Genomic DNA, 15,493 nt, shown 5'->3' with positions numbered 1-15,493 from the left:
CTCCAGGCCAGGACGCTGATATTGCCGCAGCGCCAGCCCTTTTGGAACTCGCGCCACCCATGTCTGCCCTCATTGGCGACAAAGGGTACGACGGCGATGGCTTTCGAGCCGAAATCGTCGATCGTGGTGCCAAGCCCGTCATTCCAAACAAATCCAACAGGGTCACTCTCCACAGCTTCAGCAAACGCGCCTACAAGGGGCGCAACGTCATCGAGCGCTGTTTCTGCCGCCTCAAGGATTTCAGGCGTGTCGCAACTCGCTACGACAAACTAGCCACGAACTTCTTGGCTGCCGTCCATCTCGCCGCCATCGTTGCCTATTGGATCAATTGAGTCCGAGCCCTAGTTGTCCCCACCCGGTCCTTGGATCGAATTGCTAACAGAGTGTCCCATCAGCTTCGACTGGATGCGAGCGAGCGCGTCACTGAGCCTCGCCGCTTCATTGAAGCGTGTCTCGGAATATGGCGGGTGCGCGGATGGATCGTGCAAGAGGGCCTCGGCTGTATTCGAGAGCCGGCGAAGGGGCGTCCTCAGCCACTGCGCCGCACAAAAGAGCAGTGCTAGTATGGCAATGGCACAAGCACCGAAACTACTCCAGAATGATCGGATGAGATTACGGGTGGACGCAAGCGCCTCGTCGGCACTCTGCCGAACCAGAAGAGACCAACCGAAGCTTGGAAGGTTCGCGAAGCCGACCGTCGGAACGATCACTGTGAAGTAGTCCCTGCCGTCAGGCCAACGTTCGCGCAGAGACGCAGTCGTGACGCGACTAGCCGCAAGTGCGGAGCCGATGTTGAGCGACTTGTTGATAAGATCCGGCGGACCAAACAGGACGGTTCGATCCCCCGAAAGCAGCAGCACATCAATGCCGGGTACTTGTAACGAGTCCATGCTTTCTGCGACCCATTTCCAGTCAAGGTGAGCGCCGATGACCCCGGCAACGGAGCCGGCGTGGCGCAACGGCGCTGCCAGGTCGATAAAGCGAAAGGGCTCACGAGGTGCCGGCAACTGGGTGGCCAGTAGTTGAGCGGCATGCACATCGATAGCCGACGGCGAGACAAGGCCCCGCCTAAACCAAGGTCGCTGTGCAACGCTTACTCCTTCGAGCATGCCGTCTTTAGCCGCGAGAATGGTCCCTTCGAGATCCGCGACCCCAAGCCAAGTATAGCGTCGATCAAGGCGGCTCAAGAAGTCGATGTGTTCTCGCGCATTCTTAAGATCAGTTAGGTCAATGAGCTCAGCGGACCGCGCTACATCCATCCAAACTCCATAGAGCCGGCGGGCCAACAGCGCGGAACTCATTTCGCCGCGAATTCTTAACGCGTCGAACTGCAGGCTGCTCTCCCCCTTGCTGTAGCAAGGCCGTGTAGATCGTCGCGGTCACCATGGCCGGCACCGATATGAGCAAGGCGCCTCCACAGAACACCAAGGAGAGTAGGCTCGGTCTTCTCGGCATCTCGCGCTCCTCAACTCGTAAGAGCTCGCGCCAACTCACGAATCATTTGCAAGATGTTCCCTCGATCGGTCCCTGGCATGGCGGATTCAGTGTGAAGCTTCTTGATAATTTTCGCCCTTTGCTCGGGAGTTGGAGAGAACTTGATTCGATAGCCGTCACGGGTAGTCGCAGCAACATGCGCGTCTACGCCGCTAATCCCGGGCAGGTCGAGCTGCCCTGCTGCTCCGGCGGAAAGTCCGGATGGACCGCTGATTCGCGCGCCCCCTCGGCCCAGATTGAGAAGCCATCCGCGATGCTTCTCACCTTGGATCACCAACGTGATGGGTTCTGGAATCTGGCGCTGAGGTCGATCGTATCGCGGTCGCTCAATGCACACCACGACTGCCACGAAAAGCACCAGAATGTTGTAAACTGTCCAGAACATCACGACAGTTGTGCCGTCCCCCGCTGTTGCGGACGTATCGAAGACAAAATCGGAGTTCAACGGCACGATCAAGCCGCCGATTGTCAGAGCGAGCAGGAGTACAAACGGGCGCATCAACGCCCATTGAACTATGACCTTGGTGCGGTCGCCGCCTTTGGCCGTCACCGAGAATTTATGCGATCCGCTGGTCAGAAGCCCGAGAGCAGCTGCCTGGCTGATGGGCCAGGCCGCGATCAGTTGAGCCGTATCGTTGAGAAGCGGGACAAACAACCCTTTTGAAAGCCAGTTCAGGGACACAAGAACCATTAGGTAATAAGGTATATAGTAACTGATAATTTCCACCAGCGACGCGTTCACGATGGTGATGCCGAACCACCAATACAACAGCGGGCAAATCAGGCTGGCAAGCCTGAAGGGAAAGGTGCTGACCCAGTAGAGCAATGAATCCAGGATCCCGATTCGATGCATCAGACCAAGGCCGCGCATGACAAAGGGGCTGTATGAGTTGCGGACGATTTGCATCAAGCCGAGGCACCACCGTCCACGCTGAGTAATATATTCTTTCAGTCCTTCGGGAGCCAAACCTTCAGTCAACGGCTCGTTTAGGTATACAGTTTGCCAGCCGTTTTCCGCAAGCTTAAGGGTGAGCAGGAAGTCCTCGGTTACGCTTTGTGTTGGAATCCAGCCAATCTGCTCGACGGCCTGGACCCGCATTACGGATGATGTCCCACAGCAGATGGCAATCCCCCAAGCGTCCCGCGCTGGCTCGACGTTGTCAAAGAAATGACGTTGTTCATCCGGATATGCGGTGCTTATTCCAAGGTTATGTTGGATCGGATCAGGATTGAAGAAGTGCTGCGGGGTTTGCACGAGCGCGACGCTTGGCTCGTGAAATAACGCTAGCGTCCGCTCGATGAAGTCCGCATGGGGAACGAAATCTGCGTCAAGTACAGCGACAAAGATCGGGGGAGCTGGATCGCGGGCGCGCGCGCGAAGTGCATGGTTAATGTTCCCCGCTTTAGCATGCTCCTTATCCGAACGTGCGAGATATCCGATTTCGTGCAGCTCGCAAAGTTGCCGTACCCAATTCCTGGCGCCGTCGTCGAGGATAAAAATCCGAAGCTGTGAATAGCGGATTTGCGTCGCGCCAATGATCGTGCGCTCGAGCACTTCCGACGGCTCGTTGTAAGTCGTGATAAAAACGTCCACACGCGGCGCTTCTCCAGGCAGCCACCATTCAGAGTACTGGTCTGCTTCTGCCGACCGGTCGTTCACTCGGGACAGTATGAAAAACGCGATGGTAGAGGAAAGCTCGTCAGGGCCTCGAGGGTGACGAATCCCCAACTGAACAGCGCGTCCGCAGTCCAGTCGAGCGGTGCCAGCGTTTCGGTGAAGCGCCAAGCCATATAACGCCAAGACAGTACGGCAGCAGCCCCGAGGAGAAGAGCGCGCCAATACCACTTCATCGGATTGAGAAATGGAAAGACGGTAAGGCGAAGCCCAATTATGAAGGCGGCGCCTGCGAAGGCAGCAACGAGTGGCGACAGCTGAAGCATCAGAGTCCGTACCGCGTTATAAAGCGGCGGAACTGTGCGATTGGGCCAGCTGTGAAGATGACGCGTCCAGTGCGTCCAATCGCGCAACCGACATCTGCCTCTCCTGCAAGATCTGGAACTGTCACTGTGACGTCAAAGCGCTGGAGATGTTGAGCACTTGGCCCTACAACAAGATTGGTGTAGAGCGAGGCCGCACCGGATCCGCCAAGGCGAGTTATGGTTCCATCGAAAATACGATCATCTCGAAAGCGAGTTATGGTTCCATTGAAAATACGATCATCTCGAAACAACCGAAATTGCACGGCCGTTCCCACCGAGAGACGGTCGTAGAGAGATTCGCTGACGCCGGCGGTGACGATCAGTGTACTGCAGTCTACGATCTTGACGAGATCCTGGCCGCGCCGCGCGTATTGGCCATCGTCTACTAGTATGTCCCAGACTAGACCAATCACGCTGGCATTAAGGGTAGCGAAGCTCAAGTTGTTGACACGAAGACGCTCGGCAGCGATTTGCCGGTCGAGCTGTACAATACGTGCTTTCACCTGCTCCTTGTCGACATTCAGCTCGGCCAGCCGCTGCTCGAGCTCTCAGATACGTTGAGCCGAGGAAGGAGCGTCGTTACAGGACTCCCCGATGAAGATGCCGTCGCGAGCGGACGTAAGTTCCGTCTCTAAGTATTTCACTCGCTGCTGCGCACTCTCCAGTTCTTGCTGCGCCACGTCGTAAGTGGCGCGAGCCCGATCCAAATGCGCCGCCGTCTGTACACCACGCGTGCTTAGTTCGTTTGCTCGCCTAAATTCTGCGTCCGCTTGACGAAGGCGTGTGGCCGCAGCGTCTTGAGCTGCTTTCGTTTCGGCAATTCGAGCCTCAATCTGCCGAACCCTTCCGCGCTGGTAATCAGTTGATTGAACATCGAAGCGCGACCTGGATGCGGACAAGGCCTCTCGCTGGCCATCGAGACGGTCGAGCTCGATCTGCTGGTTTGTGCGATCGCGATCAAGCTCAAGAAGCCTCGCGGTATCGAAGCGTTGGTCGGTGAGTTCTGCTATCAGCGCGCCGGGACTAATGCGCGCGCCGATGCTCTGCACGGCAAGCGTTACCTTTCCTTCGATCGGGGCGCGAACGATGTAGAGCCGCGCATTGAGTGTAGCATCCGCCGATGTTCCAGCGAAGTGCTCACCGATAATAATGTACAATCCCACTGCCAACAGGGCCAAGCCGACGATTGCACGTACGAGCCTCATAAGCACATTCCAACTGTTTATGACGGGAAGGTCGCGCAGGGTATTACTGAGCAGCCTACGGTACAATCGTTTTCGCCTAAGGGCCCCCGCGGCTTTGGGTTGCCAGGTCCAATGCCGCTCGGATGCGAGCGTTAGCGGCTCAGGCGTCATGATCAGACTAACAGGCTGGTAAAGAATAGCTTCGTGATCTCAGCGGCAGGAGGATCCATATCGTCAGAAGTGAAAACAGTCATGAATTCATTCCTGCAGTTCCAGCAGCGCCAGAGATCTTGGACCTCCCGCGCACCCATACGTTCATGCCACTCGAGGTGGACAAATGCAGAGCCACATTGAGGGCAGTTTATGTGACGTGCTATTGAGACCGACTCCATGTGGCAGCTCGTGTCATTGCACCAAAGGGCCACAGCCGAAGAAGCGTTAGTGTAGCCGCCGCTTCGGGGGCGGCTGCGGTGGATGCACCTCTCTGTTCAAACCCTGTGCCAACTGCGACAAGCTTGATCAACAAGGAATATTGCTTCAAGGAAGTTTACCAGACCGACTGCATGTCAGAAATCGGACAGTCTAGGTCATGTTCTAACGTAAGGTCGCAAATCGGATTAAGTCTCGTTATGGAAGCCTTGGGGATCGTTTGGTGCTGAGCAATGCGGCCTGGGAGGTTTGGCTGACCATAAACGGCCTGATCAGGAGGGCTCCCACCTGAAGGCACCTGAAGGGGACCAGCGGATGCCTGAGTTGGATCGTGTGCGTCCGGCGCTCCCCGGAGCAATCAGGAGCCGCTAGACTAGGAGACCAGAACGGTCAGCTCCGGCGCTTCAGTCGGAGGGGCATCAGGGGATTCAAATGGCGGATCTTCGAGACGATATCCAGAGTTCGGATGTCTGATCCCCGTTGATTCAGCTCATCGTGTATCTGTGCGCCGCTACAGCGAAGAGGAGTAGTCGAAGATCAGGCGCTTGGCCGCTCGCGCACCCTGAGCGCATAGGGCCCTTCGCGAGCCCCTGTGCGTTGATGTTGGAGTGTCAAAACGGTGATGCACGGCAGGCCTCCGCCCGTAATCGCGTCATCGATCCATGGTGATCTCTTAAGAGTCTGCGTCCTGTCCAAGTAAATGGACCCGCCCTGAGCAACAATGCAGGTGATGCGTCGAAAGTATCGTGGCAAATCTAGCCGCATTATTCTAATCAAGCGCCTCCCGAGCACGAGTGAACTCAGCGCGTCGGCTCACGCACGTGGGTTTCTTGCTCCGTCTTCAGTAACCGGCTTCGCGATTGAGCAGCGCGGGAATACTGGTGGCTGGAACGGGACCGCTGAACAGGTAGCCTTGTCCTTCTGTGCAACCATTGGACACCAGATAGACGAGCTGGCGTTCGCATTCGACTCCCTCGGCCGTGGTCGTCAAACCAAGCCCTTCAGCGAGGCCGATTATAGCACGAACGATCACCCGGCAGTCAGTGCTGTCGTGGAGATGTGACACGAAGCTGCGATCGATCTTGATCTTGTCAAGACGAAACGAAAGCAGCTGGCTAAGCGTAGCATAACCTGTTCCGAAATCATCGAGCGCGATGCGGACGCCGGCTAGACGAAGTGCGTCAATCACGGTCTTCGCAGCCCCGCTTCTTTCCACAAACGCGCTCTCTGTAATTTCAATCTCCAGGCGGCGCGGACTAAAGCCGGTTTGCTCAAGGACAGATATAATGCGCTCTCCAAGCGCGGAGTCCCGCAACTGAACAGGCGAAATGTTGAAGGCAAGCGAAAAGGTCTTTGGCCACGCAGTGGCATCAAGACACGCGCGCCGAAGAAGCTGATCTCCAAGAGCGTTGATGAGGCCGGTTTCTTCTGCAATTGGAATAAACACGTCAGGCGGGATAGGCCCAGTTGTCTTGTTCTCCCAACGCGCCAACGCCTCGAACCCCACGATGCGATTACTTACGAGTGAAACCACCGGCTGGTAATGGGGCTCGATAATATTCGTTGCGACAGCGCTCCGAAGCTCACGCTCAATATTGATGCGCCGCTCGACATGCATGTCCATGTCCGGTTCAAAAAAGCGAACACGCGACCCGCCGTCGCATTGCGCGCGATAAAGTGCGCGTTCTGCGCGCCTGACCAACTCGTGGGGAGTGACGCCATCAAGCGGAGCGATGGCGATGCCAATTCCAAGACTAAGCTCGGCTGCGCCAGTCTCAATCACCAAACTGTCGGCGGCAGACACCACGATACGGCGCGCCAGATTGGCGGGATCCTCGAGGGAGCTAATGTTGGGCAGGACGATCCCGAATTCGTCGCCTTCGATCCTCGCCAGGAGACCGTCCTTGGGCAAGATGTCGGCAAGCCTTGTGGCAAACTCGCAGAGTGCCTTGTCTACCGCTGCATAGCCGTGCGTATCCTTGATCCGCTTCAAGCCGTCGAGGCCGAGCATCAGAATAGCGACTTGATGCGTGTCGGTGGCGAGGCCAACGTACACATCAAGTGTGTAATCAAATAGGCGGCGGTTTGGAAAGGCAGTCAATGGATCGTGCCGCGCCGGATCGCGGACTTCTCCTTCTGTGATGGTTTGTGTGTCAGTTCCGCGGGCAAGTTCTCGATAGCGCCGAACACTAAAAATTGTGAGCCCAATGCTCAGCAAGAATGCAACGAACGCGATGAATATAATGTCGTCGAGTATCGGATTCACATAGCGCTGTCCCAGCTGCGCTAAACGAGGGCCAAGCCCATAGACATGCGCTAAGAGTGAAGCGAGAACGACGCCGCCGAAGAGAGCAATGAAATCCCTCGTGGCAGAACGGCGCCAATCGAAGTGCAATACGCGCAATCGTGGAGTTGAAACTCTCATCTCAGTCGAACCGTCGCAACGCACGGTGGCCCAGCGAGGGTCTTGCTCGCAGCATGATTGTTGAGAAAACCAGATGTTGCGCCGATTGCGGAACTTCAGTAACGGCTTCGCAAGCAGCAATGAGCCATCGGGTCGTGATAAGGTGCTTCCCGGAAAAGTGGCGGTCGAGCGACCGGCAAGTTCGCGCATCGTTAGTGCGGCCTAAGCAACGAGCTATATCCTGAATATGCCGCTTCAAGACGTTGATCACCCTGGAAGCGCCAAGGGAGGGCGCTAGTTCACGTGCGATAGCAATCAGCGCGACCAGGTGCCTACCGGTCGTGCCTCGTGATCCGGAGCTTCTGCCAAGTGCCTGGCGAGCGGATTGATGGTCGCGGCGCGCGCCAAGGGGCGGCCGCCTTGGCGGGGCGAGGCGACCGCCAGCTGAACGCTCGATGGAACGGCTGTCACGGACGCCGTTGTAGCAAGAAACCGACATAAGAGCTCCCGGCTGCTAGTGGCCGCAGCTTATTGCGGTGAGAACCGGCCTGCAAATGTTGCAATGGATGGACCATGACCGAATAGTTGTTAGTAGCGTTGCGGCTTTGGCTCGGAGAAGAGCGGACGGGCGTCCGCCCCAGACACGGGAGACGAAGTGAACGATGAACGTTATCCTAGGAGACAACCACACGGTTGCGGCCTTCAAATTTTGCGCGATAGAGTCGCTGGTCGGCGACGTTCAAGAACCCGTCGAGCGTGTCTCCATCGCGCCCGAACTCCGACACTCCAACACTGATGGTGACGCCGACCGATGGTTCGGCCCCGACATCGAATGCAGTGCGTTCGATGGCCGATCGAAGGCGCTCGGCGACCGCGCTAGCCGCGTCGAGCGTCGCCCCCGGAAGCAGTACCATGAATTCTTCACCCCCCACGCGCGCGACAGAGTCGTAAGGCCGGATTGCCTCCAGACACTTTCGCACGAATACGCGCAGGACCTCGTCGCCGACGCTGTGACCACGTGAGTCGTTTATATCCTTGAAATGGTCGAGATCGAGCGACAGCAGGGACAACGGAGCTCCGGTTCGCCTGGCCCTTGCGATCTCCGCGCCGATATGCTCGATGAAGTGGCGCCGATTCCCGGCACCGGTTAGTGGATCGGTTGCGGCGAGGCGCTCCAGCCGTTGATTGCTCAGTTGCACTTGCTGAAGCGCCTTTTGAGTGTCGGCCATCGATTTGGCAAGGCGGGCGGTCATTTCTTCCTGGCTATAGATGGTGGCGAACGATTGCGTTGTTCGGAACGCCCGGACGACGCCATAGCTGAGCAGAAAAAATCCGCCAGCAAAGATCGCGTGAGCCAGCCACCACATATGATTCCACGGCGCCGCCAAGATGAATGCGAGCGACGATAGCGCAAACCACGCGACAGAAACGCCGAAAACAAGCATGAGCGGCGAGTGAATCCGTCGCATGAGCAAGACGGCGACGTTCAGCGCACTGAATAGCAATGCGCCGCCCTCCATGGACAGGCGGACCACCGGGTGCCCAGCATAGGGTGAATAGGCGACCAGTGCGACAGCTAAGTCCACCGTAAGGAACAGGCCAATCCACGTCAGCCATGCGCGCGTGTCCGAGCGCTTCTCAAGCCCGTCTGACGGCAGGTTGTAGCTGAGTAGCCCGACGAGGAGCAGAATCGACATCGCCAGACGCGACGCTGGCCCATAGAGCAGAAACAGCCAAATGTTGCGATGTGCCATGCCGGTGAAGGCGCCGTGCAGCGAATAGATCAGCACGAAGGCCAGAAAACCAAGGGTCAACCATCGCAACAGAGGCTCGCCTGAAGACCGATAGCAGCGCCACGTCACATATGTGACGAACAGCCCCTCCAGGGTGGCGACGGCGATGGCGAATTCGTGGAACAGGTGGTCTTCAAACTTCAGCGCGGGATCTTGCTGGAAATAGAGGTAAGCGATGAACTGAGTGGGCAGCAGGGCGAAGCCGATAATGAGAAGGCTCGTATACGCCCGTGTGATCAGCCGCAGCGCGCTGGGCGGCTCGTGCAACATAAGATTGGTACTCATATGCTATACCGTCATTCCATGATGATCCCACGGGGGCCTTTCATGAACTCGTGGGGCCCCTTCTTCAAGCACCTTGGAGTCCTGCTGGACAACCATAGTAGAAGGCATCATGGTTCGCCTCCGCCGTAGGTTATCCAACACGCCGGCACGGGTGATGAAGCTGCACGGGCGCGGAAGTCACAAGAGTTACCTTTCCGTCCATCGGCTGCACTCATCCGGGCGGGGCTGCGACGGCGCCAGCATTGACTTGCCATCCAAGAGCAGCCAAGTTCGCCACTGCGGGATCGTCGGCGACGTTGCGGGTTAGGTGTTCGAGCCCACCACGTTCGTATCGTGCGTGTTCAGGACAGTATCCCAGCTGCTGCCCTTCACGATCTACGACCCGTTCGAAAACGCGCCATCGAAGGATGAGGAAATCACGAGCCCATTGAGGAAGGGAGTCTGCGTATTACCTTACTCAATCGTCTGCTTGCCACCCACTGGTAGCGCCGCTGTGACGATCGGCGCGGACTGGGTTCGGCTCGGAGCCAACGCGCGTGATGAGCAACACCGTAAGTGTCAGGCCGCTTTGATTGATGAGTTTCTTGTATGCCATCTGTGACCTCCGTTCTGCGCGTGTCCCAGGGCAAAATGCGGGACAGAAGTTCCACTTATATACATGAGCTGGCTTAGCTAACCCCCTGCCAGATCTTGTAGGCGGCCGAAAATTCGAGCCTGCAAGGACTGGGCATGTCACTTTATGCCAAGCGGCTGGAGCGCGGCTGCTTTTTGTGGCCGTCGTCGGCGGACGGCGTGGTGACAATCACCCCAGTTCAGCTTCGCTACATGCTGGACTACCCATGCCCAGCAGCCTTCGCAAAACGGCTGATGTTGCCGGTAAGTAAGGATACGCTGCTGCGCGTGGTCCGGCGCCGTCACCGTCCCGGCTGGCCCGCTCAGGGTTATCGGATTGTAGATAAGCTGGGCCACTGCCATCGTTCCAGCACGGCCGTATCGGCCGCGCGACAAAGCCTAGGTCGAAGTCGGCGTCCAAATCGTCGGGCGACGGATTTTGGCGCGTCTAGGCAACCGCCGGTTCTTCTCGCTGGCCGTCCTCAACGAGGCGATCCACGCACTGCTCGTCGATCTCAACAACCGACCGCTATGGAGCTGGGCGCGAAGCCGGCGCGAGCTGTTCGAGGAGCTTGACCGACCGGCACTGACCCCATTACCCGACGAACCCTACGAGTCCGCTGAGTGGAAGCGCTGTCGGGTGAACCTCGAATATCATGTCGAGCTTGCCAAGCATGACTACAGCGTGCCTCACAACCTTGTGCATGAAGAGGTCGAGGCACGGATCACGCTAAAAGCCGTCGAGAGCTTCCTGCGCGGCAAGCGCGTCGCCTCCCGTCTGCGCAGCACTCTGCCGCATCGACCAACGACGATCGACGAGCATATGCCAAGCTCGCATCGCCGCTACCGCGACTGGGCTCATGAGCGGATTCGTTCTGAAGCCGCCAAGGTGCGCCCCGAGGCCGAGACGCTGATCGACGTCATCCTGCGGTCGCGACCGCATCCGGAACAAGGCTTCCGCTCGGCCATCGGCATTCTCGGGCTGGTCAGGCGCTACGGCGAGGAACGTGTCGACGCCGCCTGCGCCCGTGCGCTGCTGCTTAATGCCCGTTGCTATAAGTCGGTCGCCGCCATCCTCAAGAACGCCGCCGACAAAACCGCTCCTCCTGCCCAGGAGGCGCCCGTCCTCTTCCACGCCAACATCCGCAGCCGCAGCTACTACAACTAATCAGGAGATCATTGTGCTCATTCATCCGACCGTCGACCGCCTGCGCGCGCTCGGCCTCACTGCCAGGCCGATAACCTCATCGAACTGCAGAACAATCCCGAGGCCGCCGAAATGCCACACCCCGATTGGCTTGGTCTCGTCGTCGATCCCGAGGTCACCGCCCGCGACAACCGCCACCTCGTACGGCGCTTGAGCAATGCCAAGCTCCGCCAGGCTGCCACCCCCATCGAGAATGTCGACTTCGCACCGCTCGTGGTCTCGACCCCTCCTCCTTTCAAAGCCTCGCCACTTGCCAATGGATCTGCGAGCACCACCATCTCGTCATCGTCGGTCCGACCGGTACCGGCAAATCTTGGCTGGCTTGCGCGCTCGGCAACAGGGCCTGCCGCGATGGCTTTTCGCTCCTCTACGAGCGCGCGCCCCGCTTGTTCGCCGATCTCGGCCAGGCGCCTGGCGAAGGTCGTCTTGCACGCCTGATCGCGGCGCTGGAGCGCGTCAATCTACTCATCCTAGACGACTGGGGCCCGAAGCACTCACTGCCGACCAGCGCCGTGACTTACTCGAGATCGTGGATGATCGCTACGACAAGGCATCATTGTTGATCACAAGTCAGGCCCCCGTGGCGCAATGGCATGACGTGATTGCCGATCCCACATTCGGCGACGCCATATTGGACCGCATCATTCACAATGCCCACCGCATCGAGCTCAAGGGCGACAGTGTGCGTCGTTGGGCCGACGATTGGACAGCAGCGTGACCACCGCGCGGCCGATCGCCCCACCGACCCACAGGTCCCTCCCGCGCACGCCGCTGCGTCGCTCGTGAGGGCCACTCCGCGCGCACGCGGGTCCCTCCCATGGACCGCTGGACCGATCTCCAAACCCTCCCGCCCGTCTTGACGAGGAAGACCATTTCCAGCACACATAAACACGTCAGTCGTGTTCGCCTCCGCAAGTGATCACCATCGTCTGGAAACCGTGATCACGATGGCCTGGAATCGCTGATCGCAATCCCGCGGCCCCGCCACCGGATATAGCGAAAAGACAGTTTAAGTATCAAATTCCCCGCTGGTGTTCCGTCAGGAGAACACCATGTTCAACAATTGACAATCCTGGCAGCTATGGAGAAAGGCGCGGAACCGCAGATCATCGCGGCCGCGAGATGGATGAAGCCAATAAAGTTGACGGTTCGCCCGTCATAAAGGATACCGGACGCCAAGCCCAAAGAGCAGAAGCCGCGCCCGATGCTGTTGCGCTGACTTCCGCGAGGATCGCATGCATAACAGCCGATTGCCGAGCGCCGCTTCAGCATCAGACGGCGGCCGTTCGCTTTGATCATTTCCTCGGAAGGCCAATGTATAGCCGCGCCTGCGAAGCTCTGCCTCGGACCTATTGAGTGTTTCGCAAATGGATTTCGCAGGCGCGCCCGCATCAACAAGCTCGCGCAGCAGTTCGTCTTGTCGTTCCGTCCAGCGACAAGAGTCGAGAGTCAACTTCAATCCACCTTTTAGCTTCGAGATCAGGCGGTTCTGAAGAAGAGTGCTATCGGCCAGAGCGTCGCCTTTCATAGGGGCGCCTTTTTAATGTCCCAGTCATCGCGCCGGCCTCAAAAAAGGAATGGCAGGCGAGGCGTTCCTTGGAAAGCTATACGTTGGCATAGCCGAAGCTCCGGGTCCTCTGCCAACGAGAGTTTCGCGCCATCGAAATTCACCCGGCCATGGCGCACGACCTGTGTGAGATGGCAATGCGGGCAGGAATTGCCTTACCCCCGTTAGACCAGATACTCGCCCCGCGATGAGCGGCCGGCCGCAACGAATTATGTCGTCAGCTACACCAGGAACTTGAAGCACGAGTCAACAGCTATCGCCGCGATAGGCTATTGCTAGAAGAAGTTCGCTAAGCGCGCTGTAGCGGCATAATCAGCCGAGTTCGGCCCGTCCGCCTTAAGACATGCACGTCATGAACGCAACCACGGCATGCAGTCAACATGCAAGGCATGCGACCGTTTTCGCATCAACGAACGAGTGCACCGCGTTTTTCTGTTGGCACCCTTATTGCTGCGATACCGCGAGGCTCAAATGGCCTGAGGTGCATCAGGACCAAGGCGGGATTGCCTTCGCCAAAGCGCGAAAAGGAGCGAAAGATGCCGAACTTTCTACGAGCGACCCAAACTTCGTGCTCGGAGTAGAGGTCGTTTCCCAAGGAGTGGTGTAGCTGATTAGCAAAGCCGCTCGCGACGCGCGCCCCACATAGCGCCGTAGCGAGCGAGCGGCTTTGCGGGTGGTCACCGATGATTCGTCGGTAAGGTTTGGGTTGCGACACCAACCTGATTCGAGGAACCACCGATGACCGACGACATGATGAACCTGCGCGCGCTCGTGGAGAAGACCCCTGATGCCGATCTGTTGCGCGAGATGATCGGCTTTGCCGCCCACCGGCTGATGGAGCTGGAGGTCGAGGGCCTGACCGGGGCGGCTTACGGCGAGAAGAGCCAGGAGCGCCAGGTCCAGCGCAACGGCTACCGCGATCGGAACTGGGAGACCCGGGCCGGCACGGTTGAACTGCGCATCCCCAAACTGCGCAAAGGCTCCTACTTCCCGGGCTTTCTTGAGCCGCGGAGGATGGCCGAGAAGGCGATCACCGCCGTGGTTCAGGAAGCCTACGTCCAGGGCGTCTCCACCCGCTCGGTCGACGATCTGGTGCAGGCGATGGGCATGAGCGGCATCTCCAAGACCCAGGTCTCGCGGCTGTGCGCGGAGATCGATGACAAGGTGAAGGCGTTCCTCGCTCGCCCGATCGAGGGCGATTGGCCCTATCTGTGGATCGACGCCACCTACGTGAAGGTGCGCCAGAACGGGCGCATCGTCTCGGTCGCGGTGATCATCGCGGTCGGCGCCAACAGCGATGGCCGGCGCGAGGTGCTCGGCATGGACATCGGCCCGTCCGAGGCCGAGACGTTCTGGACGGCGTTCCTGCGCAAGCTCGCCCGCCGCGGCCTGCGCGGCGTCAAGCTCGTCGTCTCCGACGCCCATGAGGGGATCAAAGCCACGGTCGGAAAGGTTCTCAACGCCACCTGGCAACGCTGCCGCGTCCACTTCATACGCAACGCGCTGGCGCATGCCGGCAAGAGCGGACGGCGCGTCGTCTCCGCCTTCATTGCCACCGCCTTTGCCCAGGACGACGCGGAGACGGCACGGGCGCAATGGCGGCGCATTGCCGATCAACTGCGTCCCAAGCTGCCCAAGCTCGCGGTGTTCCTCGATGAGGCCGAGGCCGACGTGCTGGCCTATATGAGCTTCCCGGCCGCGCACCGCGCCAAGCTGCACTCGACCAATCCGCTCGAACGCGTCAACGGCGAGATCAAGCGCCGAACCGAAGTGGTCGGCATCTTTCCCAATGAGGACGCCATCACCCGCCTGGTCGGCGCTATCCTGCTCGAACAGAACGACGAGTGGGCGGTCCAGCGCGGTCGCTACATGACACTGGAAACAATCACCCCGTTGGGCGATGATCCCGCCGTCAGCTTCCCGGCAATCGCCACCTGACCGATCCGGACCATGCCGGCGAACGCAGTGACCCGCACTCACCTACACCACGCCACGGGACACGATCGGAGTAGAGGAGCCCGGACGTGTCGAATGGAACGTCAACGTCGGTTCATTTACCGAAGAGTACAAGCGCCAAGCCGTTGAGTTGGCTTTGAGTGGGCGCTTCGATCGGGTCTGTTGCCAAGGAACTCGGTCTGCGTGACTCGGTGCTGCGGCGTTGGGTTGACAAGCTGCGGCAGGAGCCGACATCGGCGGCTTGGCGCCCCACCACGAAGGCGACGCCGATGTCGGCGGACCAGGCTTCGGAGATCGCCCGTCTGCGCCAGGAGAACGAACGCTGCGCATGGAGCGCGACATCTTAAAAAAGTCGATCGCGATCTTCGCCGGAACCCGGACATGAGCTTCCGCTTCATCGAAGACCATCGCGACGCCTATCCGGTGCGGCTGATGTGTGCCGTGCTCGAGGTCTCGCCGGCCGGCTATTCCGCCTGGCGTGATCGCCCGGTCAGTGAGCGGACCAAATCCGATGCCAGCCTCCTGGCCGCAATCCGGCAAGTCCATCAAGACAGCAGCGGGCGTTACTGCAGTCCTCGCGTC

General features: G+C 58.9%; 12 protein-coding genes and 3 pseudogenes. 8 read left to right on the top strand and 7 right to left on the bottom strand.

All coding sequences use genetic code 11. From position 1 onward, the window contains the following. Window positions 1-332 (top strand): IS5/IS1182 family transposase (locus GA0061099_RS37085; RefSeq protein WP_074448276.1); only part of this gene is annotated, 332 nt, incomplete at its 5' end. A gap of 9 nt (window positions 333-341) precedes the next feature. On the opposite strand, the gene GA0061099_RS37080 is transcribed toward GA0061099_RS37085, so the two are convergent. Continuing rightward, a complete protein-coding gene (locus GA0061099_RS37080; RefSeq protein WP_036032151.1) occupies window positions 342-1,301 on the bottom strand; it encodes a cache domain-containing protein in 960 nt (319 codons plus the stop codon). 164 nt (window positions 1,302-1,465) lie between these two features. Next, window positions 1,466-3,088, bottom strand: a complete 1,623-nt coding sequence (locus GA0061099_RS37075) for a glycosyltransferase family 2 protein (protein ID WP_244429435.1) — start codon at window positions 3,086-3,088, stop codon at window positions 1,466-1,468. A 328-nt stretch (window positions 3,089-3,416) separates the two neighbouring features. Here GA0061099_RS37075 and GA0061099_RS43425 point away from each other — a divergent pair, with 328 nt between their 5' ends. After that, entirely contained in the window at window positions 3,417-3,863 is a 447-nt protein-coding gene (locus tag GA0061099_RS43425; protein WP_244621040.1) for a hypothetical protein, read from the top strand. A gap of 159 nt (window positions 3,864-4,022) precedes the next feature. On the opposite strand, the gene GA0061099_RS37065 is transcribed toward GA0061099_RS43425, so the two are convergent. From GA0061099_RS37065 to GA0061099_RS42900, 4 genes are all read right to left on the bottom strand, one after another. Then, window positions 4,023-4,745, bottom strand: a complete 723-nt coding sequence (locus tag GA0061099_RS37065) for an HlyD family secretion protein (RefSeq protein ID WP_141697778.1) — start codon at window positions 4,743-4,745, stop codon at window positions 4,023-4,025. 86 nt (window positions 4,746-4,831) lie between these two features. Continuing rightward, window positions 4,832-5,050 carry a PaaD-like zinc ribbon domain-containing protein gene (locus GA0061099_RS43275; protein WP_420886585.1) on the bottom strand — a complete coding sequence of 73 codons (219 nt, stop codon included), beginning with the start codon at window positions 5,048-5,050 and terminating at the stop codon, window positions 4,832-4,834. Between the two features lie 878 nt (window positions 5,051-5,928). Continuing rightward, complete coding sequence (locus GA0061099_RS37060; RefSeq protein ID WP_225115064.1) at window positions 5,929-7,701, bottom strand: putative bifunctional diguanylate cyclase/phosphodiesterase; 1,773 nt, start codon at window positions 7,699-7,701, stop codon at window positions 5,929-5,931. Window positions 7,702-8,165: 464 nt separating this feature from the next. Then, window positions 8,166-9,569, bottom strand: a complete 1,404-nt coding sequence (locus GA0061099_RS42900) for a GGDEF domain-containing protein (RefSeq protein ID WP_074448540.1) — start codon at window positions 9,567-9,569, stop codon at window positions 8,166-8,168. Window positions 9,570-10,298: 729 nt separating this feature from the next. Between GA0061099_RS42900 and GA0061099_RS43270 the strand changes: the two are divergent. The 3 genes and pseudogenes from GA0061099_RS43270 to istB all read left to right on the top strand — a co-directional run. Then, window positions 10,299-10,391 (top strand): annotated as a pseudogene (locus GA0061099_RS43270) (IS66 family insertion sequence element accessory protein TnpB); the annotation flags it as partial. 229 nt (window positions 10,392-10,620) lie between these two features. Further along, complete coding sequence (locus GA0061099_RS37040) at window positions 10,621-11,349, top strand: IS21 family transposase (protein WP_050996325.1); 729 nt, start codon at window positions 10,621-10,623, stop codon at window positions 11,347-11,349. A 13-nt stretch (window positions 11,350-11,362) separates the two neighbouring features. Then, window positions 11,363-12,106 (top strand): annotated as a pseudogene (istB, locus tag GA0061099_RS37035) (IS21-like element helper ATPase IstB). 338 nt (window positions 12,107-12,444) lie between these two features. On the opposite strand, the gene GA0061099_RS37030 reads toward istB, so the two are convergent. Continuing rightward, window positions 12,445-12,687, bottom strand: a complete 243-nt coding sequence (locus GA0061099_RS37030; protein ID WP_036032206.1) for a hypothetical protein — start codon at window positions 12,685-12,687, stop codon at window positions 12,445-12,447. A gap of 1,006 nt (window positions 12,688-13,693) precedes the next feature. Between GA0061099_RS37030 and GA0061099_RS37025 the strand changes: the two genes are divergently transcribed. From GA0061099_RS37025 to GA0061099_RS37015, 3 genes and pseudogenes are all read left to right on the top strand, one after another. Further along, entirely contained in the window at window positions 13,694-14,893 is a 1,200-nt protein-coding gene (locus tag GA0061099_RS37025; protein ID WP_074448537.1) for an IS256 family transposase, read from the top strand. Window positions 14,894-15,051: 158 nt separating this feature from the next. Next, window positions 15,052-15,258 carry a transposase gene (locus tag GA0061099_RS43265; RefSeq protein WP_074448536.1) on the top strand — a complete coding sequence of 69 codons (207 nt, stop codon included), beginning with the start codon at window positions 15,052-15,054 and terminating at the stop codon, window positions 15,256-15,258. Window positions 15,259-15,292: 34 nt separating this feature from the next. Then, a pseudogene (locus GA0061099_RS37015) lies at window positions 15,293-15,493 on the top strand (IS3 family transposase); the annotation flags it as partial.

The sequence above is a fragment of the Bradyrhizobium yuanmingense genome, from assembly GCF_900094575.1.
Lineage (GTDB): Bacteria > Pseudomonadota > Alphaproteobacteria > Rhizobiales > Xanthobacteraceae > Bradyrhizobium > Bradyrhizobium yuanmingense.
Note: the sequence above shows the minus strand (reverse complement) of the source record. Positions and strands in the feature narration are given on the sequence as shown.

Coding starts and splice junctions, on each gene's coding strand:
- GA0061099_RS37030 (WP_036032206.1), bottom strand. CDS start 12,687: ATGATCAAAGCGAACGGCCGCCGTCTGATGCTGAAGCGGCGCTCGGCA.
- GA0061099_RS37025 (WP_074448537.1), top strand. CDS start 13,694: ATGACCGACGACATGATGAACCTGCGCGCGCTCGTGGAGAAGACCCCT.
- GA0061099_RS43275 (WP_420886585.1), bottom strand. CDS start 5,050: ATGGAGTCGGTCTCAATAGCACGTCACATAAACTGCCCTCAATGTGGC.
- GA0061099_RS37060 (WP_225115064.1), bottom strand. CDS start 7,701: ATGCGCGAACTTGCCGGTCGCTCGACCGCCACTTTTCCGGGAAGCACC.
- GA0061099_RS42900 (WP_074448540.1), bottom strand. CDS start 9,569: ATGAGTACCAATCTTATGTTGCACGAGCCGCCCAGCGCGCTGCGGCTG.
- GA0061099_RS37080 (WP_036032151.1), bottom strand. CDS start 1,301: ATGAGTTCCGCGCTGTTGGCCCGCCGGCTCTATGGAGTTTGGATGGAT.